At 46.8% G+C, this 21,417-nt stretch carries 17 protein-coding genes; 12 read left to right on the forward strand and 5 right to left on the reverse strand.

Features of this window, described 5'->3' with window-relative positions; translation table 11 throughout:
* The coding region (mutL, locus tag AC3A8L_RS01955) for a DNA mismatch repair endonuclease MutL (RefSeq protein ID WP_487960536.1) at positions 1–322 on the reverse strand (322 nt) is incomplete at its 3' end.
* 169 nt (positions 323–491) lie between these two features.
* Between mutL and AC3A8L_RS01960 the strand changes: the two genes are divergently transcribed.
* The 3 genes from AC3A8L_RS01960 (at position 492) to AC3A8L_RS01970 (ending at position 5,017) form a co-directional block, all read left to right on the forward strand.
* Positions 492–980 (forward strand): RNA polymerase sigma factor, encoded by a 489-nt coding sequence (locus tag AC3A8L_RS01960; protein WP_487960537.1) that lies wholly within the window; start codon positions 492–494, stop codon positions 978–980.
* 64 nt (positions 981–1,044) lie between these two features.
* Complete coding sequence (locus AC3A8L_RS01965) at positions 1,045–2,022, forward strand: FecR family protein (protein ID WP_487960538.1); 978 nt, start codon at positions 1,045–1,047, stop codon at positions 2,020–2,022.
* A gap of 418 nt (positions 2,023–2,440) precedes the next feature.
* Positions 2,441–5,017 (forward strand): TonB-dependent siderophore receptor, encoded by a 2,577-nt coding sequence (locus AC3A8L_RS01970; protein ID WP_487960539.1) that lies wholly within the window; start codon positions 2,441–2,443, stop codon positions 5,015–5,017.
* A gap of 27 nt (positions 5,018–5,044) precedes the next feature.
* On the opposite strand, the gene AC3A8L_RS01975 is transcribed toward AC3A8L_RS01970, so the two are convergent.
* The 3 genes from AC3A8L_RS01975 to AC3A8L_RS01985 form a co-directional block, all read right to left on the reverse strand.
* Positions 5,045–6,406 (reverse strand): N-acetylmuramoyl-L-alanine amidase, encoded by a 1,362-nt coding sequence (locus AC3A8L_RS01975; RefSeq protein ID WP_487960576.1) that lies wholly within the window; start codon positions 6,404–6,406, stop codon positions 5,045–5,047.
* A 76-nt stretch (positions 6,407–6,482) separates the two neighbouring features.
* Complete coding sequence (gene tsaE / locus AC3A8L_RS01980) at positions 6,483–6,968, reverse strand: tRNA (adenosine(37)-N6)-threonylcarbamoyltransferase complex ATPase subunit type 1 TsaE (protein ID WP_487960540.1); 486 nt, start codon at positions 6,966–6,968, stop codon at positions 6,483–6,485.
* Positions 6,969–6,987: 19 nt separating this feature from the next.
* A complete protein-coding gene (locus tag AC3A8L_RS01985; protein ID WP_487960541.1) occupies positions 6,988–8,496 on the reverse strand; it encodes an NAD(P)H-hydrate dehydratase in 1,509 nt (502 codons plus the stop codon).
* Between the two features lie 219 nt (positions 8,497–8,715).
* On the opposite strand from AC3A8L_RS01985, the gene AC3A8L_RS01990 reads away from it, so the two are divergent.
* The 3 genes from AC3A8L_RS01990 to queG are packed head-to-tail and all read left to right on the forward strand — an operon-like array spanning position 8,716 to position 12,646.
* Positions 8,716–9,957 (forward strand): methyltransferase, encoded by a 1,242-nt coding sequence (locus tag AC3A8L_RS01990; RefSeq protein ID WP_487960542.1) that lies wholly within the window; start codon positions 8,716–8,718, stop codon positions 9,955–9,957.
* 42 nt (positions 9,958–9,999) lie between these two features.
* Positions 10,000–11,523, forward strand: coding sequence for a carbon-nitrogen hydrolase family protein (locus tag AC3A8L_RS01995; protein WP_487960543.1), 1,524 nt, complete (start codon positions 10,000–10,002; stop codon positions 11,521–11,523).
* 4 nt (positions 11,524–11,527) lie between these two features.
* Positions 11,528–12,646 (forward strand): tRNA epoxyqueuosine(34) reductase QueG, encoded by a 1,119-nt coding sequence (queG, locus tag AC3A8L_RS02000; protein ID WP_487960544.1) that lies wholly within the window; start codon positions 11,528–11,530, stop codon positions 12,644–12,646.
* A 141-nt stretch (positions 12,647–12,787) separates the two neighbouring features.
* On the opposite strand, the gene AC3A8L_RS02005 is transcribed toward queG, so the two are convergent.
* Positions 12,788–13,984 (reverse strand): helix-turn-helix transcriptional regulator, encoded by a 1,197-nt coding sequence (locus tag AC3A8L_RS02005; protein ID WP_487960545.1) that lies wholly within the window; start codon positions 13,982–13,984, stop codon positions 12,788–12,790.
* Between the two features lie 120 nt (positions 13,985–14,104).
* Here AC3A8L_RS02005 and AC3A8L_RS02010 point away from each other — a divergent pair, with 120 nt between their 5' ends.
* From AC3A8L_RS02010 to AC3A8L_RS02035, 6 genes are all read left to right on the forward strand, one after another.
* Positions 14,105–16,297: a TonB-dependent receptor domain-containing protein gene (locus tag AC3A8L_RS02010; protein ID WP_487960546.1), complete on the forward strand. Its 2,193-nt coding sequence runs from the start codon at positions 14,105–14,107 to the stop codon at positions 16,295–16,297.
* A gap of 63 nt (positions 16,298–16,360) precedes the next feature.
* On the forward strand, positions 16,361–17,086 hold the full coding sequence (locus AC3A8L_RS02015; RefSeq protein WP_487960547.1) for a PepSY-associated TM helix domain-containing protein: 726 nt from the start codon (positions 16,361–16,363) through the stop codon (positions 17,084–17,086).
* Positions 17,086–17,658 carry a DUF2271 domain-containing protein gene (locus AC3A8L_RS02020; RefSeq protein ID WP_487960548.1) on the forward strand — a complete coding sequence of 191 codons (573 nt, stop codon included), beginning with the start codon at positions 17,086–17,088 and terminating at the stop codon, positions 17,656–17,658. The genes AC3A8L_RS02015 and AC3A8L_RS02020 overlap by 1 nt, the downstream gene beginning before the upstream one ends.
* 7 nt (positions 17,659–17,665) lie before the next feature.
* Positions 17,666–18,664: a DUF4198 domain-containing protein gene (locus tag AC3A8L_RS02025; protein ID WP_487960549.1), complete on the forward strand. Its 999-nt coding sequence runs from the start codon at positions 17,666–17,668 to the stop codon at positions 18,662–18,664.
* 183 nt (positions 18,665–18,847) lie between these two features.
* Complete coding sequence (locus AC3A8L_RS02030) at positions 18,848–20,086, forward strand: isochorismate synthase (RefSeq protein ID WP_487960550.1); 1,239 nt, start codon at positions 18,848–18,850, stop codon at positions 20,084–20,086.
* The coding region (locus AC3A8L_RS02035; protein ID WP_487960551.1) for an AMP-binding protein at positions 20,083–21,417 on the forward strand (1,335 nt) is incomplete at its 3' end. The genes AC3A8L_RS02030 and AC3A8L_RS02035, both read left to right, overlap by 4 nt.

A 21,417-nucleotide genomic window follows, 5' to 3' on the forward strand; every position in this document is an offset into this window, starting at 1 on the left:
GTGAGACCGAGCTGATACTCGCAAGCGCCTCGCCGCGAAAGCCCAGGGTGGCCACGGCCTCTAGATCGTCGAGGTCTTGAATTTTACTGGTTGCGTGGCGCGCTAAAGCCAGAGCGAGATCGTCTTGCGCGATCCCCAAACCGTTGTCGCGAATCCGCATGAGCTTTACACCGCCCGCCTCCACTTCCACATCTAACTGCGTCGCACCAGCGTCCAAGCTGTTCTCCAACACCTCTTTAATCACAGACGCTGGGCGCTCGACGACCTCACCGGCAGCAATCTGGTTGGCTAGGCGGGGGGAAAGTAAGCTAATTTCAGACATCGGCACTCAACGCTCTATAAAAAATTAAGGCCGCAATTCTAACGTAAGGGGCGAATAAACAAAGCACGTTATTAACCGCCAATGCACAGTATTTACATTAAACACTGGACGCGATCTAAGGATCCATCGCTATAATGCGCCGCACATATGCCGAGCACGCTCTATTTTTATGAAGAAATTTTCGTTTTTAAAATTGCTTTACGCCAAGCACAAAGAAGAGCTATTGCGTTTTGCTCTGCGAAAATTAGGCAACCCCGATGATGCCGAAGAGATCGTGCAAGATACCTTTCACAACATGTTCAATGTGGAATCGGCCGAGACACTCGAAAACCCGCGCGCCTACCTTTACAAAACCGCCAACAACCTAGCACTCAACCGCCTGCGCCAAAGCAACCACCACAGCGACTATTTACAGCAATGTGACGATACCGCCACGACCGTTTCGCTAGAACGCAGCGTTATTGCCGAAGATGCGCTGGCGCAAATTCAAGAATGTGTTGCCCAGCTACCGATTGCAACTCAGCAAGTGTTTTACATGAACCGTATAGAAGGCAAAACTTACGCTGCCATAAGCCGTGAGTTGGGCATGTCTGTGAGTAGTGTTGAGAAGCACATGATGAAAACATTAAAAATTTTACGCGAAAACAATGAGGAATAATGGCCGTGCGGTGTTCTAAAGGTAGTTACCCATTGTATGCACAGGCGCAGCAAGTGAGAAAACCATGAAAACCATCCTTCGCAATCAGCTTAAGCGCATGCTGCAACGCCATTTGCACAAGCAGGCGCTGGCATGGCTTACCCGCTTGCAATCACCAGATTTAAGCGCTGCCGAAGAAAAGGCTTTTGCCGAATGGCTTGCCGGTGACCCTAGCCGCCAACGGGCTTATATTCAAGCCGAAGCTCTCTGGCAAAATGAGGGTGCTGTCGCCGCACAAGCCGCAAAGCAATCTTTGCGCGCACGTAATAATGCCACCCGAAAATGGCAATGGCCCACGCTTTGGGTTGCTAGCCCACTGGTAACAGCCTGCGTATTAGCGGTGTTTTTGTTTATACGCCCCGCCGCACCAGAGCTGTACTTCACCCCAGAAGGCGAACGCCAAACCTTTACCCTCGCCGACGGCAGCCAACTGGTTTTACAGCCCAATTCACGCATTACAGTGGCGCTATCTAGCCACAAACGAGAGCTCGAATTACAGCAGGGCGAAGTATTTTTTGATGTAGCCAGAGATACGACCCGCCCTTTTATTATTCAAACACCCGGCGGTAACGTGGCGGTATTAGGCACACAGTTCTCCGTCTCACTGGCAAGCCAAAGCCCGCAAGTGACCGTGCTTGAAGGCCGCGTAGCGGTAACACCGGCCAACACTCCCGCGACCGAGCTAACCGCAAACCAACAGATCAACTTTAAAAGCGCGGCAGCCGGTAAGCCTCCGGTTAATGTGAACGCAAAAGACTCTCTCGCCTGGCGCAAAACACGCTTTATCTTTAAAGGCGAACCTCTGGTCGACGTTACCCAAAAACTGAGCAACTACTTTGGCCGCACAATTGTTCTCGCGAGCCCCGAGCTAGAGCAGCAATCGGTAATGGCGGTTATTCAACTCGAAGGCTTCGAGCAAGCTTTAAGTACTTTAAGCCAATCTCTATCGTTGAATTTAGATTATCGCAACGATGGCAGCGCAGTACTCGAGAGCCAGCCATAGCCACCATCTCCTTTTTACGCCCTCACAAAAAAATATTCACTTTTTTATGAGGGGTTTTGATTCTGCGGTGTTTTACCTACAGAGAATGTAAGCCAAGCAGGCAAAATGGAATCTCATGGATAAAGGACACCGCTATAGGCAAAGGATCAAAGAAGACCGGAAGTACAAAATTTAGACACTGAATTAACAAAGGAAGGGTAACCGCAAAGGATTTTAGGTTAAAACACTAAGCCATCATACAAATAGGCAAGGACGCTTATACAGCGCAACGACTTTGTGTGATCATACGCCGAAAGGATTCGGCGCATTTTATATGCTTGCTCCGCTACACATAAGCCGCCAAGAATCAGCAACGAAAAAGCCTCACTCACCCAATCTAAACGTGAGCTTTTTACACATAAAAGCTTATGGATGAATTATGTTAAAGATTTCTGCCCGCTTTTCGCGAACTGCTGCACACGCAGTGTTTGCAACAATGTTTACAACAACATTTACAACAACCAGTATCGCAATAGCGTTTACGCCTTCAGCTGTAGCATCAGATGTGGCCGCGCCAGACATAACACAACCCGCTAGCGCCATTATTTATTACGATTTACCGGTACTGCCATTAGGCCAAGCTTTGCTGGAGTTTTCTTTGCAATCGGGGCTTTCCGTGGTTGTGCAACAAGGGAAAGTCGCGGGATTTAATTCTAGCCCTATTATTGGCGGCTATCCTGTCGAAAAAGCACTGCGGCATTTATTAGCGCACGCACCGCTTGATTTTAGCTACCAAGCCGATGCCAAGCGCATCGTCATTCATGACCGTCCCACCCCCATCAGCGACCCCCAAAACACACCCAAACCACAACAACCTTTAGACGCTCTTCTCGAAGAAGTCATTGTCACCGGAATAAATTTACCGCTACGCTATAACACAGTGACTAGCTCGCAAGTACACAACGGTTTATCCGTTTACGATACCGCTCGCTTTCTAAGCGTGTTACCCCAAGCCTTAATTGAAGATCAAGCACCAACCGACATTATGGAATTACTGCGCAATAGCAGTAGCATTACTCCCGCCGATGGCCTCGCCGACACCAACGATGACTTTTATATTCGAGGCTTTCCCCGAAATGCCTTGTACTGGCAAGGGTTTCGATTAGACGAACAGCTCGGCACTAAAATTTTACCGGCCGTGGTTGAGCAAGCGGAGATTTTAAAAGGCCCCTCTACCCTACGTTACGGTCAAGCTGAACCCGGCGGCATTGTTAACCTTGTGGGTAAAAGCCCGCTAGACGAACAACACCTAAAACTAGGCCTACGCACGGGTACCGGCGGCTATCAAAACCAAGAAGCTGACATCACCGGTGCCTTCGATAAAAACTCCGTACTCACTTATCGTTTAATCGCGGCACACGAAAGCTTTGATGAATTAAAGGACCAAAGCGATGGCGAAAAAACGGCTTATTACCCTGCACTTCGCTTCAAACCCAATAATAAAACCCATTTTGAGCTCGCGTATTTACAACAAGAATCAACCTACCAACGCGACCAAGGTAGTATTATTTTTTCCCCGATTGGCGACGCTGTAGATGTTTTTGCTTTAGCACAAACGGCGCGGCAAGCTAAGCCTAACTTTGATGCCAAACTCTCGCTCTGGAACGGAGACTTTCATTATGCTTTTAATAATAGCTGGCAAATTAGGGGGCAAGTTTCGGCGCTAAGTGAAACCCAATCGGGAGTACGCGGCGACAGTGATATCTTCATCACGACCAGTCCGCTCGTTCGCCCCGACGAAGTAAACCCCGGCGTACTCATTGTTGCCGGCGAAATTCCACTGCAAACAACGCCGAGCGATCCACTAGCCACAATCGCCAAGATACAAAGTATTTACGATGAAAGCGCCAATGTAGACAGCGAAGCTTTTAGCCTTAATTTACAAGGGTCGCCAACAATATTGGGCTTGGCCAACCATGTTTTACTGGGTGTCGATAGCCACTCACAGACCGTTGACGAAAGCATAACCCTAGAGCAACGCGAGGATATTGAGCGCATTGCACTAGGCAATAACAATACCCCCGAAGCCGTCACTACCGAGCGCCTTGTGTTAGGTTCACTCATAACGCGCCATCAAAATTTGAAATACCACGATTATGGTATTTACCTACAAGACAGCATTGAGCTAAGCACCCGCTGGGTCGCCTCTATTGGCGGCCGCCATATGGTTTCCAAAGCCGAACTGCAAACACCTCAAAATAACTCACCCACCGAGCTGCCCAGCTTTAAAGAAACAACCGCGCAGCTAGGCTTAGTTTTTAAAGGGGGCGACAACTACTCGCTTTACAGCAGTTATGCACAAGGCGTAAAACCCAATTACATTATCGATGATATTGGCAGCGTGATTGATGAGCCCGAAAAATCTGACCAGTATGAGCTCGGGGTGAAAGTCTTTTCTCTCGCCAATGGCCTCAGTGGCACCTCATCCATTTACCGTATAAATAAAGAAAACATAGTTGATATTCAAATTTGGGACGGTGTTAGGCGCGCTATTGTTCAGGCAGAGCAAGCCGTACAAGGCTGGGATCTAGACCTTACCTACCAACCGAAAGAAAACATTAATATCATCGCAGCACTGTCTTTTTTGAATGCCGAAATCACACAGGGCAATAATAACGGCAATGTGCCGGCGCACGTTGCCGACACCATGTTTAACGTTTTTATGAACTACAAGCCAGCCGGCTTCCACACGCAAATGCCGCTAAGCTTCACGCTGAATATGCTCTACGTCAGTGATCGCTTTGGTGATGATGCCAACCAACAACTATTAGAAGCCTTTAACGTTGTCGACCTTGGCGCATCCTATGAATGGCAAATCGGGGAATCCCAGTTGCGGGTGCGCGCTGATATGAAAAATGTTTTTGATACAGATTACTATGAATCCAGCGCAGGCCACCTGCGCTCAAATACAGGAATGGGGCGTACCTTTATCGCCGGTCTAAGCTTAAGCTTTTAATCGGCTGTAGCCCTAACGAAAATCCCTTCAGCTAGAAGGGATTTGCAGCTTCTGCCCTATTTTTATTGAGGCATTACTCAAGCGGTTATACTCTTGCAGGCGCTTAACGCTCACACTGTGGCGCTTTGCGATATCAGATAAGGTATCCCCTCTAGCGATCACATACTCCGAAGGTAGATTTTTTCGCTTCTTCTCTAAATGCCAGGCTAACCAACTATCGGCTGGTGGTTGTTGCTCGAAATAATGCTGTACGCCGTCAAAAATAGCTTTAGCCATGTACTTGCGATAACTGCGTGTTGCCAGCTTGTTCGCCTCATGCGGGTTAGAAATAAAGCCCGTCTCAACCAAAATTGAAGGGATATCGGGGGATTTCAAAACAGCAAAACCCGCCTGCTCCACTTGTTTTTTATGCAAACGCGAAATGCGGCCCATATTTTTTAATACGTGATCGCCAACTTGTAAACTATTAGTGAGCGTTGCCGTCATCGACAAATCAACCAACACACCCGCAAGTACGTCATCTTTATCGGTTAAAGAAACCCCGCCCACACCACCAATTAAATCAGCATCATTTTCTTTCGAAGCTAAAAAACGTGCCGTTTCACTCGTTGCCCCTGTGCGCGATAATGCGAATACAGAAGCGCCCCGCGCTTTAGGGTTCTTAAAACCATCGGCGTGAATAGACACAAATAAATCCGCTCTTAAATCACGCGCTTTATTACGACGCTCTTTTAACGGTATGTAATAATCGCCATCACGAATTAACTTTGCTTTATAACCCGGCGTATCATCTACCATACGCGCCATTTGTTTTGCGATGGCCAGCACAACATCTTTTTCGAGTAACTTTTTGGGGCCCAAGGCACCAGGATCTTCGCCACCATGACCGGCATCAATGGCAATAATAATATCGCGCTTACTGTTAGCCACCTCTTTAACCGCCGTTACCGTCTTAACCGTTGGCTGGCTCCCATCGTAAAGGTCGATCACTAAGCGGTCGGGTTTGTCGCCATGATTTGGCAGCGCGAAGCTTCGCGGCTTAACCGGAGCCGACATATCCAATACAACGCGCAAAGTCCCATTACCACGGTCGCCATAACGAATTTTCGCTATTGGGGTATCGTCAATGGGGACATCACCAAAGCCTTTTTTCAACTCGGTGTCGTGAATATCAATAACAATTCGGCTAGGGTTTTCGAGCGTGAACAGCTTGTGATTTGCCGACGCCGACAAATCGAAAACCAAGCGCGTATTATCGGGTGCCCGCCATAAGCGTACGCTCTCGACTTGCGCCGCCTGCACAGCAGCCACGTTGCCAAGAAAAACGACAATTCCTAATAACACTGACCATAAAAATGGTTTTTGCCATCGCCTGCGCGACATTCCCAACACCCCTACTCGAGATCCGTACCCGAGAAATTGACGAATAATCTAATACGTAATCAACGTATTTAAAGCACGTGGATTACATTAATTGCCGCAGTACCGCGCATCCCGCATCGGTGTTCGCATTAAGTTGCGCCTTGCGCCCCTCCTCGGAAGGGCTAAGACTAATCACAATATCGGCCTGCGGTAAAAAACCTTGCCCTTGATCTGGCCACTCAACAATACACAAAGCTTGACCGTCAAAGTATTCTCGAATTCCCATGTACTCAAGTTCTTCTGGGTCGGCTAAACGGTACAAGTCAAAGTGATAAATATCCCGCTCCTGCAAACGGTAAGGTTCGACCAGTGTATAGGTTGGACTTTTTACCGCACCTGAATGACCAAAATGCTGTAACACCCCACGGGTAAACGTTGTTTTACCCGCGCCTAGGGTGCCTGATAAAAAAACCACACCACCAGAGGCCTGCAGCGCCGCGCCGATTTTTTGACCCAGCGCAACAGTATCTAACTCATTATGCAAAAACAGTGACAACTGTTCATTATGGCTAGCCAATACTTTGTTCATGGCTGTCTTTACCTGCAATTTACTTAAGGATTTGACGAACGATAGGGGCTAACTCGCTAGCCCCTAAACCAAACTGCCCGTTTTTTTCAGCCAGAGTATCGCCCGCTTCGCCGTGTACACAAACACCAAGCTGCGCAGCAGAGGATAACCTTATGCCCTGACCAATCAACGAGGCAATAATGCCCGTCAGAACATCACCACTGCCCGCCGTCGCCAAACCGGGGTTACCGACTTTTGCCACTACGGTACGTTTGCCATCGCAAATGAGCGTGCCTGCGCCTTTCAACACAACAACACCACCGTATTTCTTTTGAATTTCGCTCACAGCTTCAAACCGGTTTTGCTGAACAACGGCCGTATTGGTATGTAATAAACGCGCCGCCTCACCAGGATGCGGTGTTAATACCCAATTGCCTCGACCGGCATAACTGTGAAGCGAATCGGCCAATAAGTTTAATGCATCGGCATCTAAAACTAAGGGCTTATCCGTTTTCAGTACTTGCTGCAGTAATTGCTCAGACCAACTGCTTTGCCCCAATCCTGGCCCCACAGCGATAACGTTAGGCCGTTCTAGCATCGGTAATAGCTGCCCGCCAGAATCAACCCCTCTCGCCATAATTTCAGGTTTTCGTACCAGCGAGGCCATTACGTGGTCTTGCTGCGTCGCCAAACTCACTATGCCAGAGCCTGAATAAGCCGCTGCTTCAGCAGTTAATATCGCAGCGCCGCCCATACCTAAATCGCCGCCGACCACCAAAACATGACCACTTTGTCCTTTATGCGCGTCGCGCTCTTTAAGGGGGAGTTCGCGCTTAAGCGCCGAGTAATCCACCGAAAATGCGGCCGGCGTAAAAGCTGAATACAATATGCGCGGTGCGCCTAAATCTTCAAAGTAGACATCGCCAGTTAAAGCCGGAGCGCGCCCCGTTAAAAGCCCTAACTTGCAGCCAATAAAAGTAATCGTAGCGAACGCACGAATCGCTTCGCCTAATGTACGACCTGTATTGGCACAAAGCCCCGACGGCACATCAATAGCCAATACCGGTAATCGCGTTTCATTCACTTCACAGATTACATCTTGAATATTGGCTCGCAGCTCGCCACTTAAACCCGTACCCACCAACGCATCAATAATTACACAGCCATCTGGCAGGTGCCTTGCCGCACCGGTAGAGTAAGGCAGGATATTTACGCCTTCTTGCTTCGCATATAAATAGGCACGGCGGGCATCGCCGGTTAATTTTGCCGGTGGTGAGACAGTCAAAATTTGTACATCTCTACGCGCTTGCGCCGCTAAGGCTGCAACCACATAACCATCCCCAGCGTTATTACCTGCACCGCACAGGACTGTAATAGAGCCATGAGGAAACAACTTTTCAAGCAGCTCAAATGCCGCTCGGCCAGCACGCTTCATCAAAACAATACCTGATGTTTTCTGGCCTTCCATAAACAACTGCTCAAGCTCGCGTACCTGTTCAGAGCAATAGAGGTAACGAGGCAACAACGGGATCGCAGGTTTTTCAGACATAACTTGAGTACTTAATAGCAAATTAAAGCCGCAGTATACTGCAACAGTATCGACTGTGCCCCCGTTTCCCGGTCACTGCCTGACCATTTGCATTATCGGGTACAGCAATAAATAGCCAGCTGTAACCTCGCTCGCGTAAAATACCGCCAGCACACTTAGTGTTAGCCATTTATAACGCCCAAACACCAACGAATATTCACCTTACTACCTAGAGCCACCGTGATTTACAGCGAATTATCTAAACCTAGAAATCACTTAAACCTCCTGCAAAGTGGCGCGGCTATTCTTGTTGAAACGAGACGCTACTGGGACTTCAATGCCTTCACGCAGAAACCCGCCCATATCGAGCAAGCCACCAAAAAAATAGCGCACCTCAATGAAGCCGAGCTTTGGGCGTTGGATAATGATGTGCAACAACAAGCGTATTACTTTTCCAAAGATTTCCCCTCGCTCTTTGATTGGCTCGCACGCAGCGAACCAATGCCGGTAAATACCGTAACACTGCCCGCCATTCCCTTTTGGCTACATACCGACATTCCCGGTAGGAAATGGCAACAAATTCAATTGTTTTGCGCCGCCTCGCGTCATCAAACGCCCCGTAATACTGTAGCGCCCGCCATCGAATGGTGTGCCGGAAAAGGCCACCTTGGTCGCCTGCATTGCTGGCTGCACGAACAACCGGTGGTAAGCATAGAATGGCAAAAGAGCCTATGCGAGCAAGGGCAGCAACACGCCAATAAATTAAAGCTTGCACAACACTTTATTAATGCAGACATCCACAAACTACCTCTCAGCGCCGAGCTGGATTCACCCTACTGGATGGCGTTGCACGCCTGTGGCGATTTACATTGCGACTTTTTACACACCGCAGTTCAGCATCAAGCCGCAGCAATTGCCCTCGCCCCCTGCTGCTATCACCGCCAAAAAGCGCCCCATTATCAAGCCCTTTCGCAAGCAGCCCAAGAATCATCGCTACCCAATACTCTTAATTTACAAGCCTTGCGCCTAGCGCAGCAAAACCAAGTAACCGCCGGCAACCGCGAGCGCAAACAGCGCGCCCGCGAACTGAACTGGCGCTTCGGCTATGAAAACCTACGGCAAATACAACAGCCCAACACAAGCTATAAAAATTTACCCTCAACACAAAAGCAATCATTCGAAAATTTTGAGCAATTTTGCCAATGGGCCGCCGAATACCATCAACTGACGCTACCGTTCAACACCCAATGGCAGCATTTTGAAGATGTAGGCAAACAAGAACGACTATTTATGATGCAGCGCGATGCTGTTCGGCACTGCTTTAGGCGACCACTAGAGCTGTGGTTAGCTTTGGACAAAGCTGTCTTTCTTGAAGAGCGAGGCTATACCGCAACCCTGCAGAATTTTTGTGAAAATGAAATTAGCCCTCGTAACTTGTTGTTACTAGCAAACCGTGATATCAAGCGGCCTGTTAGAGGCTGAATCAGACGTGAAATATCCTCCCCTATTATCAATGAGTAACCTATGTCCGCAGAGCAAACGCGATTAGAAATTTGCAATCTTTCCTTGGCAATGTACCCGCAAATTAAAGTTTTAATGGATGAAGTCTATTCTGAGCTCGGCGGGGCTTGGCCCAGTCACACCATTGAATATTTAATCAAAGTATTCCCTGAGGGCCAAATTGGCATATTGGACGATAATAAACTCGTCGGTTTAGCGTTAAGTGTACAGGTAGATTATGCGCGGTTTTCCAACCCGCACACCTACGAAGATATTGTCGACGCCAACGATCAAGTTAATAACAATTCTGAAGGCGACGCGCTCTACGGTTTAGATGTGGTAATTACACAAAGTCACCGAGGCTTGCGCTTGGGCCGCCGCCTTTACGATGCAAGAAAAGAACTGTGCCGGCAATATAATTTACGGGCAATTTTGGCAGGTGGCCGCATTCCTAACTACCACCAACACAGCGCTACACTCTCACCGATGCAATACATCAGTGAGGTCGATGATAAGCGCATCTACGACCCTATTTTAAGCTTTCAGCTCGCTAACGACTTCCAAGTAAAGCGCTTACTGAAAAAATATTTACCCGAAGACGAAAAATCCGTAGGTTACGCCACCCTACTCGAGTGGAATAATATTTTATTCGAACCCCTCGATAGCGTATTGGAAACACCTAAAACGACCGTGCGTGTTGGTGCAGTACAATGGCAAATGCGTGCTGTAGACTCTTATCAAGCGATGCTAGATCAAATTGAATTTTTTGTAGATACCGTATCCGATTATAAAAGCGACTTTATTTTATTCCCCGAATTCTTTAACGCACCATTAATGGCATTAAGCCCGCAGCCCTCACAAACAGCCGCCATTCGCCAACTTGCCGAATATACTGCTCAGTTGCGTGAAGATATGTCGCGCATGGCCATCGAATACAACGCCAACATTATTACCGGCTCTATGCCCTTAGCCGATGGCAATGAAATTTACAACGTGTCCTACCTTTGCCACCGCAGCGGTAAAATCGACGAGCAACGTAAAATTCACATCACCCCACATGAAGCCAACGACTGGGTTATTCGCGGTGGCGATAAAGTGAAAGTTTTTCAAACCGACGCAGGCCGAGTAGGCATACTCATTTGTTATGACGTGGAATTTCCCGAGCTTTCGCGGATAATGGCTGAACAAGGGGTAGACATATTATTTGTGCCCTTTTGGACCGATACCAAAAACAGTTATTTACGCGTTCGCCTTTGCTCCCAAGCCCGCGCCATTGAAAACGAATGTTACGTCGTCATTGCCGGCAGCGTCGGCAACCTGCCTGAAGTCGAAAGTCTAGACGTACAATACAGCCAGTCTGCCGTACTTACGCCATCAGATCTCTCATTCCCGCACGATGCGGTATTAAACGAAGCAACCCCAAACACCGAAATGCTACTTTTTTCTGATTTAGATATATCCAAACTAAAGATTCTTCATAGCGAAGGCTCGGTACGCAACCTTAAAGACCGCCGTACAGACCTTTACGCAATTGTTGTGAAAAAATAACCGTATGCCTAATATCTCAACAACAGATTTTTACACCCACTTGCTCGCCTCCATTAAAGAATGGGGCGCCGAGCTCGGCTTTGATGACATAGGTATTTGCGATACCAACCTCGACGGTTATCGCGAAAAACTGCTGCAATGGTTAGCCGACGATTATCATGGTGAGATGGCCTGGATGGCGGACCATGGCGATATGCGCCATACGCCCGAATCATTATTACCCGGTACTGCGCGTATTATTTCTGTACGCATGAATTATTTACCGCAAGATAGTCGGCATATAAAAATTCTGAAAGAACCCAGCAAAGCCTATATTGCACGCTACGCGATGGGCCGCGATTATCACAAGTTAATGCGGAAACGTTTGGCAACACTCGCCAGCAAAATCAATGAGGCCGCCGAAAAAGCAGGCTTAGCAAACCCAACCCAACGCGCGTTTGTGGATAGCGCACCGGTGCTAGAGCGCCCACTCGCCGAAAAAGCAGGCTTAGGCTGGATTGGTAAAAACACTTTAGTTTTACAACGCGAAGCCGGTAGCTGGTTTTTCTTGGGCGAAATATTTACCTCACTACCCTTACCTGTCGACAATCGAAAACCAGAAGACCTCTGCGGCACCTGTACCGCCTGCTTAAAGGTTTGCCCAACCGATGCCTTTCCCGAACCCTATACTTTAGATGCAAGGCGCTGCATTAGTTATTTAACGATCGAAAACAAAGGTACTATTCCTGAAGAATTTCGCGAGCCCATGGGTAACCGCGTTTTTGGCTGCGACGACTGCCAAGCCATTTGCCCGTGGAATAAATATGCTCACACCAGTACAGAGCCCGACTTTTCACCCAGGCACCAACTCGATGACTGCGATTTACTTACGCTATTCCAATGGGATGAAAATACTTTTCTTAAAAACACCGAAGGCTCAGCCATTCGGCGTGTAGGTTATGATGGATGGCAACGCAACCTGGCGGTAGGTTTAGGCAATGCGCCCGCAGAGGAAGCTATTATTATTGCGCTGAAAGCAAAAGCCGAAACTGCCAGCCCCATGGTCAAAGAACATATCGACTGGGCTATTGCACAGCAAGAAAAAACCAATCACCGTCGCAAACGAAAAATTAAAAGAACCTAATTTATTCACTCCGTAAGGGGCGCGCATGGAATAAGTTGCTGGAATTTGGGTTTGTGGGTGCTTGCTTGACGAGGCGAAAATATGGCGTAATAGCCGGCTATTGCAAATATTTTTAACGAAGGCAAGCGTGCACCCAGGAATTCAAAAACGGGAAGTTATTTCATGCACGCCCCGTAACGCACCCGGAGTTAAACCAAACGCTTTTTTAAAAGCAATAGCAAAATTAGATGCATGCTTATAACCGGCTTGATACGCCACCTCACCAATAGAGAGCTTGCCGGCCTCCAATGATTTTCGCGCGATAGCTAATTTTTTCGAGCGTATATAATTTACAAGGCTATCGCCTAAAACCTGTTTAGCTAACCGCTGCACAGCACTTACACTCATGCCTAGTTCGTCCGCAATACAGCGAACACTTGTGTTTTGCGCATTAACGAACGCAGCGTTTGTAAGCGTAGCGGGAGAATCACCACCATTGTTAATATAACGCTCAACAATCATCATAAATCGCTGCTGTAACTCATCAAGCTTGGGCTTATTACAATAATCACACTGTAACTGCAGACCATCATTTAAAGCGAGCGCCAAACACTGGATTGCCTGCCCCTGCAAAAATAAACTAACCAAAGGTGTATTATCCGTTAACAACACGGGCCCCTCACTCTGCCTACCAGCCTGTTGACTACATTTAAGCAATTTCGTCGCAATTTGGGTTAAATCAGCTTCTGCTCGCCAGCGTAAAATTTCACCATGCGCAAGAGAGGGTAATAATGATTCCGCTGCGTTGTTATTCGAATAAGTATCAGACAACAAATGTCTTGCCACCCAGGTTCGACTCACAGTGATATTCAGCTTTTTAGTTTTAATGCCTGCCACTATATTTCGCTTCAATCGCGCCGGTTTTTCTAAATTAAGCAAAAAACAATTATTGGGCGCATTACTTTCAGCCATATTATTGACCGCTTGAAAATGATAATCCTGTGTATCCAGCTTAAAGCTCAGCTCCCCCTCTTCTATAAAGCAAAAAATCAGCCCCGCGGGTAATTCAATCTCTGCAACCCAACTGTGTTCTGCAACAGCATCGGTAGTGTGTACCGTAAAGGCATCCCCAGCATCCTGAATAACAACCTGCCCACTCAGCACCGCCGCCAGGTCCCCCTCTTGCTCATTGCTACCCATCACATCATTCGGTACTGCAATGCTGTAATGCTGCCCCGCCCGAACCGCCATCTTCCTTAGTTGTGCAGCACTGATAGGCGAACCCTTGGATTCCGTCGATGAAGGCCCGTATGCGCAAAGCAATCGACCATATTGCATATCACTCTGGCTGTTTTGCATAACGCAATCTCCTAGATCTCTGCTACTTGGCTACGTAGAATCAATCGCTATTGTAAATCATTCTCATTTAGATAAACAGTGCGCAATCCCTCAGCTTACCCGCACTCCTCAGGAGATTCCATGTTGTACCCGTTTAGAAAACACCCTCTAACCTTAACTATTAAATCGCTAAGTGCTGGCCTACTTTGCTCTGTAGCAACGCAGGGATATGCGCAAGACACTACAAGCGGCACAGCCAAAGCACCGATTGAAGAGATTTATATCTGGGGCACAGAAGTCAAAGCCACATCGATAGACCTAGGCGAAGAGGCCATTGCCATACGCCAAGCCGATCACTTAAGCGACCTGTTACGCGTAATTCCCGGTGTTGATGTCGGCGGCGCACACTCATTAAACCAACGTATTACTATTCGCAGCCTAAGCGATAAAGACCTGCGTATTAGCGTTGATGGCGCCAACCAAAACACCTATATGTTCCACCACATGGGCAACCTGCAAATCCACGCTGACATTCTGCAGTCGGCTGATATTGCAGTCGGTAACAACTCAGTAATTAATGGAGGGCTTGGCGGTGTTGCACGGTTTGAAACGCGTTCAGCCAAAGATTTACTCAACGAGGACAATCAATTGGGCGGGCGCATTAATGCAACCTTAGCAAGCAATGCCTCAACCAACCTTTCTGGTAGCCTATATGCGCAGCTTGGCGCCATGGTAGACATCCTCGGTTACATCAATAGTGTCGCGCGTGATAATTACGAAGTCGGTGGTGGCGAGATTAAAGACGCTAACGGCAAATTAATCGACAATACCGATGGCAAAGTTCGCGGTTTAGAGGGCGACTTACTAGATGCATTAGTTAAAGTAGGAATCGACATAACAGACGAACAACGCATTAAAATTGGTTACGAAGCCTATAAAGATGAAGGCGATTACAGCTCCCGCCCCGACATGGGAATTGCCACCGACGTCGCTATTGGCAATGGGGAGTCAGTGCTGTTACCCACAGAGTTTACTCGCGATACGCTCACCTTGAATTACGGCGGCGATTGGAATAACAGCAGTATAGAAGTCGCGGCATTTAATAATGTAAGCACGCTCGAGCGCAACGAGCTAGGCAAAGGTCGTGGAGGCGCAACTTACCTGCAAACTGGCGAAGCAACAAATAATGGGGTTAACCTTTTGGCATCGCATTCGCTGGGCGGCAATATTACCCACGAAGTAACTTACGGCGTAGACATTATTGCTTATGACACCCAGCACTTTGCCTTCGGCGAAAACGGCAATCAAATTTCAACAGTTACAGAAGAGGCCACTTCGTCTGCCATTTTTATTCAAGATAAAATAGCCCTTACCGACAACCTCACCATCACACCGGGTGTGCGCTATGAAACCTGGGATATCAAAAGTCACTTAATTGATAACAGCTTTAGTGAGCCAACTCTCGCTGTGGCGCTAGAGTATCAACTCGAAGAAGGATTATCCTTTAACGCTAGCGCAACCCAGCTATTTAAAGGCCCTGAGCTTTCTGAAGTATTTAATGGTGCTGGCGCTAACGATATCTATAACGCTGACATTGAAGCCGAAACAGGTATGAACACCGAATTTGGTCTTGCCTACCAAGGCTCTAATTTTAGTGCAGGTTTTACAGCATTTGAAACAGTTATTGAAGACTACATCTACGATTATATTAATTACACTCTTTACGAAGCCCCCCTACCTAAAGACAACGTGGGCAACATGCGTTTACGCGGTTTAGAAGCATACTGGGGCTACACTAAAGATAATCTCGGCGTATTACTGACCTACTCATCAGTAGATAGCAAGCTTTCTGCTTTTGATGAATACGCCGAAATGGATTACCTCATCGTAGACCGTGCAGGCACCCCAGTACTTGATAATGACAATATGGAACAGGTCATTGTGCAGGAAGGTTTTGATGGTGCTCGCACCGATAGAAAACAAGGCGACACATTTAGTCTAATGCTCGACTACGCAATTCCAGAGGCAGATCTGAAATTTCATTATGATGTAATGCACGTCAGTAGTTTACCCGCAGGAAAAGACTTAGACGGTGCGACCTTAAATAATGAAAAAGACGGCTATAGCGTACACAACATTTCTGTACGCTGGACACCCTCTAAGTTTTCTGAAGGCCTAGCCCTTACCTTTGGAGTCGATAATTTATTCGACGAATACTATGCCTCACAAGCTTCGCGTACCGGAGTATCGTTTCACCCAGTATTCGGCGAACTGTTCCTTACCGATTACGAGCCAGGCCGCAATATTAAAGGCAGCATATCCTATCAATTTTGATAAAAACCTTGCGTGGCCGCTAGTGCACCACGCAAAATTTTAACACTTAGGAATTTGGGCTTTATGAAACTAACGGCGCCTTATAGCTACTTTTTTACCTATAGCCGTTTGAAGGCAGACAAACAAAAAAATCGTATAACGCAGACTAAACGCCCCCGTAATTCGATACGCTATTGGTTTTCATTAGCGCGCGTAATACACGTGTATTTATCGATGGCGCTATTAATACTACTGGCACTTTTTTGTATTACAGGCATTTTAATCAACCACAATAGTTGGCTCAGCAAGCAACACACTGATCATATTGTGGAAATGACGCTACCAAAGAATATAGATGCCTATTTTGAAAAAACAGCAGAACAGTTTTTTGAAGATCCACCATTAGATGTATTACAGCAACATTTAAAAAAAACCTATAACTTACATCCAATAAACGATATAGCTCTGGATGCCGATGCCGGTGAAATTATTTTTGATTACAAACTACCGGCAGGCTACGCCAGCGCTATTCTACTTTTTGAAGACCAAAGCATGGAGTTGGAATACCGTAAAGGTTCTTGGCTAACCATCATGAACGACCTGCATAAAGGCCGCAATACTGGCGCCGTTTGGTCTTGGGTTATTGATATTAGTGCGGCTGCAATGCTGTTGTTTTCAATGGCAGGGTTAGTCATTTTACTGCAAAACAAAAAGTACCGGCGTACAGGCCTTATTTGCGGTTTGATTGGACTATTAACACCACTGCTTATTTACGGGCTGTGGGTACCACGATTAACCGGAGTGGAATAATGACATTCATCAAACTATTTCATCGAATTAAACACTGCTTACACTTATGTTGCATCGCGTTAGCATTATCGCCGCTTAATGCCTCACATTCTTACAGCGAAACCAAAGCTGCGGGTGAGCCTGCATTAAGTATCGATTTAGTCGTGCCAGCAATAAATGCATCGCCTTACCACCGCCCCTTTGTCGCCGTATGGCTAGAAGATGTAAACCGCAATCCCATTAAAACACTCGCAGTATGGTACGACGATGAAACATGGCTAAAAGATATGCGTCAATGGTGGCGAAAACTCGGGCGAAAACTGCATAACAGCCAAGGCTTAGATGGGCTGAGTGGCGCCACACAAAAACCAGGAAATTATTCCATCGTTTGGGATGGCCGCGACAGTTCAGGGAAAAAAGTAAACCTCAATGAAGTGTTATTAAATATTGAAATGGTCCGCGAAGAAGGCGACAGAACCTATATTAGGCAGTCGATCATACTCACGAAAGATACCGCAGGTAGCACAATAACCATTTCTGCTGCCGGCGAAATTGGCCAAGCCACGATTCAACTCTCAAAAATTTTTAACTAGGCGCCCTATGTTCACAAATACATTATCAAAAACCTGTCAATCTAAAATCACTAAACTCCGCCGCAAACCAGGCCTGCACTTAAGCGCTATTGCCCTGGGGCTTTGTACCATAGTGCTTTGTAATACAGCATTTAGTCATAGTCGCTGGGTTATCCCTAGCCATAGCATTTTGTCTGGCGATAAAGCTCCAATGGTGAGTATCGACTTTAGTATTTCTAATGATATTTTTCATCCAGATCTTCCATTAGGCGGCATTACAATTCAATCATTAGGTAGCGACTTAAAAAGTAAAAAAAATAGTTCAAAAGATGACAATCCCATGCTGAAAATGTTGAATTCAACACGGGTCAATGTATTAATGCCCCAAGGTAGTACAGGCAACGATCTACCAATAGTTAACTTAGGTCGAAAAAGTGCTACGGCTTTTACACTGGAACAATCAGGCACTTATCGCATCAACGTTATACAAAATCCGGTGGATGTCACCTTGTTTAAAAAAATCGATGGCACCCCGAGCCGGCTTTTCGGGGCGCTGAAAACAGTGAAAGACAAACTACCCAGTGGCGCCTCAGATTTAAAAACGTTGCGAATTTATAACGACATTCACACCTACATCACACGCAACAAGCTAACAACAAAAGCCGTAACACCAAAAGGCATAGGCCTTGAGCTAAAACACAGCACCCACCCCAATGAACTATTCGCGAAAGAAGCGGCGCTATACACCCTACTTTTTAACGGTAAAGCGATAACCGATACAACACTGCAAAAATCCGTTGATTTAAAAATAACACTTCACAACACCCGCTATCGTAATCAGCGAAATACAGAAACACCCAGTTTAAACTCAAAAGGTGAATTCAGTATTACGTGGCCAGAACCAGGATTGTATTTAATGGAAGGCGAGCTTTCTTTGCCAAGCACATCAACAAAAGCAAGTTCAGGCGATATTGCGAATACCGACATCCATGCATTTTTCTTAACCGTAGAGGTAACGCCGCAATAAAGGAAAACTATAGATAAACGTGTTGTGGACTAAAAGGATTCCCAGCCTGACCCAACGCGTTAACACGCTGACTAACGGAGCGTAGCCGCAGTGTTAAAAAATAGAGCCCTGCGCTAACCCAGCCAGAGCCCCTGACCCAACATCATAACGTACTTTATCCACCACATCAGAGGAGAGCAATCTATGCATTCAACTACTGAACACGTTAATCTTATGGCGGGGGCTTCCAGCATTACAACGCCGCTTATTGAGCAGTACCGGCCCCATAGCGATATTTTTTTCACATCCAAAGAAAACACATTATTAGCTAAACCCCCGTTTGCCAGTTTATTGATTGCAGGAACAAAAAATTTAGCGGAGCAAGCGAGTGAATCACTGCGTTTTGCTAAAGAATTAGGCTTTAACCACCCGGTAGTAATTGGCGCGGTGCCATTTGATGTCAATCGTCCGGCGCATCTACGCGTAAGTACTAACGTCTCTACGGCCATTGGACTGGAGCACTTAAAGACCCTGACGCCGCTAAAAACAGAAAAAATTAGTGCGCAAGCCGGTACTATTACGCCACAGCCCGCACCGGCAATATTTCAACGCAGCGTTAAAGATGCACTTAAGCGCTTTGCTCGTGGTGAATTAGAGAAAGTCGTATTGTCTCGAACCTTAGAGGTTGATTATCCCGCACCACCCAATACCCATGCGCTATTAAAAAATCTAGCTATAAAAAATACTCAAGGCTTCACCTTTGCCATAGACTTAAAAGGGCTAGAGAACGGTGAACGCGTACATACCTTAGTCGGGGCAAGCCCAGAGCTTTTAATTTCACGTAAAGACAACCGCGTTTATGCCCATCCATTAGCGGGCTCAGAACCACGCAGTCAAGATCCAGTTTTAGATCGGGCTCGTGGCGCACAACTTTTATGCTCTGAAAAAGATCTGCGCGAACATGCATTAGTGATCAAAGCGATTAAAGAAGCGCTGGCGCCTTATTGTAAATACCTCCGCATTCCCGATACGCCGTCACTAGTCGCCACAGAAACCATGTGGCATTTAGGCACTAAAATTGAAGGGGAATTAAAAGATCCCAATACAACGGCACTGACCCTAGCCCTTGCCATGCACCCTACACCCGCCGTTTGCGGCTACCCCACACAAGCCGCATTTAAAGCTATCCAAGCACTTGAAGATTACGACCGTAATTTATTTACGGGCATGGTCGGATGGTGCAATAGCGAAGGTGACGGTGAATGGGTGGTCACGATACGTTGCGCACAAGTAGAAGATTGCAAAATACGACTTTATGCCGGCGCCGGTATTGTTGCCGGTTCATGTCCAGAAAAAGAAACACGCGAAACCGGTGCTAAATTCAACACCATGCTTAATGCAATGGGTACGAAAATGCAAGCTGCCTTAGGAGCTGATCAATGAATAGCTTACTGACAGCACCCTCATACTCAGAGCGCAAACTTACGGGTTCGCCAAACTCTGAAAACACAACACCTCAAGGTTCAGCGTTGACCGCTTGGCCAGAAGATATTGCAAAAAAATATCGCGACAAAGGGTACTGGCAAGACGAGTGCCTTTCATTAACTTTAGAGAAACAAGCGGCTCTACGCGCTAATGCCATTGCGATAATTGATGGCGAAATACAATGGACGTATCAACAATTATTGGCGCGAAGCCAACAACTGGCGGCTGGTTTTAAATCAATGGGCATTAACAGCGATGATAACGTTGTTGTACAACTAGCCAACCAAAGTGCATTTATTGAAGTATTCTTTGCATTAATCCACATTGGAGCCGTGCCCGTTCTCGCCTTGCCAGCGCATCGCTGTACAGAGCTGAGTCATTTTATTCGCCACAGCGAAGCCAAAGTATTTATTGGATTTTCCGTGTTAGAGAAATCCAGTCCAACCAGCACTTCGGGTACAAAAAAACTCAAAAGCGTTGGCGGTTTTGATCATTACAATGACATCACCCAATTAGTCGATCACATCATTGCTGTACCACAAACCAGCGAAACCAATGAGATCGTCCAAATTAACGAAAACGTCATCCTGTTAAACACGTTGTATACAAAAAATACAACGCTGAATAAAGCCCCAATTAACGCCGATAATTTAGCGTTATTACAGCTCTCCGGTGGAACCACCAATGTAGCCAAATTAATACCGCGCAGCCATAACGACTACTATTACAGCATTCGCCAAAGCGTAGCCATCAGTGGCTTAACGCAAGACTCTCGATACTTAGCTGTTTTACCGGCTGCCCATAACTTTACCTTAAGTTCTCCTGGGTTATTAGGTGTACTCGAAGCCGGCGGCACCATTGTTTTTAGTATAGTTAGCGAAGCCCAGTATGCACTGCGTTTAATTGAAAAGCACTGCATCAGCCACTGTGCACTCGTGCCCCCATTAGCGATTGCGTGGCTACAACACTTACATGCTCAAAAAGAAAACAAATACAATTTTAGTAGTCTCACAGTGCTACAAGTCGGCGGCGCTAAACTTAGCCCAGTAACCGCTAAAAAAATAAAGCATGCTTTAAAATGCCAAGTTCAACAAGTTTTTGGCATGGCAGAAGGCTTAGTTAATTACACCCGTTTAAATGATACCGACGACATTATTTTTAACACGCAGGGTAAGCCCATCTCTCAAGATGATGAAATATACATTGTTGATGATAACGACCAACCCTTACCCCAAGGTCAGGCCGGACATTTATTAACACGCGGCCCCTACACAATACGAGGTTACTAC

This window comes from Marinagarivorans sp., from assembly GCF_982758155.1.

Excerpts from the sequence above, each read along its gene's own strand:
- AC3A8L_RS01960 (WP_487960537.1), top strand. The coding sequence starts at position 492 with ATGAAGAAATTTTCGTTTTTAAAATTGCTTTACGCCAAGCACAAAGAA.
- AC3A8L_RS01965 (WP_487960538.1), top strand. The coding sequence starts at position 1,045 with ATGAAAACCATCCTTCGCAATCAGCTTAAGCGCATGCTGCAACGCCAT.
- AC3A8L_RS01970 (WP_487960539.1), top strand. The coding sequence starts at position 2,441 with ATGTTAAAGATTTCTGCCCGCTTTTCGCGAACTGCTGCACACGCAGTG.
- tsaE (WP_487960540.1), bottom strand. The coding sequence starts at position 6,968 with ATGAACAAAGTATTGGCTAGCCATAATGAACAGTTGTCACTGTTTTTG.
- AC3A8L_RS01985 (WP_487960541.1), bottom strand. The coding sequence starts at position 8,496 with ATGTCTGAAAAACCTGCGATCCCGTTGTTGCCTCGTTACCTCTATTGC.
- AC3A8L_RS01995 (WP_487960543.1), top strand. The coding sequence starts at position 10,000 with ATGTCCGCAGAGCAAACGCGATTAGAAATTTGCAATCTTTCCTTGGCA.
- queG (WP_487960544.1), top strand. The coding sequence starts at position 11,528 with ATGCCTAATATCTCAACAACAGATTTTTACACCCACTTGCTCGCCTCC.
- AC3A8L_RS02005 (WP_487960545.1), bottom strand. The coding sequence starts at position 13,984 with ATGCAAAACAGCCAGAGTGATATGCAATATGGTCGATTGCTTTGCGCA.
- AC3A8L_RS02010 (WP_487960546.1), top strand. The coding sequence starts at position 14,105 with ATGTTGTACCCGTTTAGAAAACACCCTCTAACCTTAACTATTAAATCG.
- AC3A8L_RS02015 (WP_487960547.1), top strand. The coding sequence starts at position 16,361 with ATGAAACTAACGGCGCCTTATAGCTACTTTTTTACCTATAGCCGTTTG.
- AC3A8L_RS02020 (WP_487960548.1), top strand. The coding sequence starts at position 17,086 with ATGACATTCATCAAACTATTTCATCGAATTAAACACTGCTTACACTTA.
- AC3A8L_RS02025 (WP_487960549.1), top strand. The coding sequence starts at position 17,666 with ATGTTCACAAATACATTATCAAAAACCTGTCAATCTAAAATCACTAAA.
- AC3A8L_RS02030 (WP_487960550.1), top strand. The coding sequence starts at position 18,848 with ATGCATTCAACTACTGAACACGTTAATCTTATGGCGGGGGCTTCCAGC.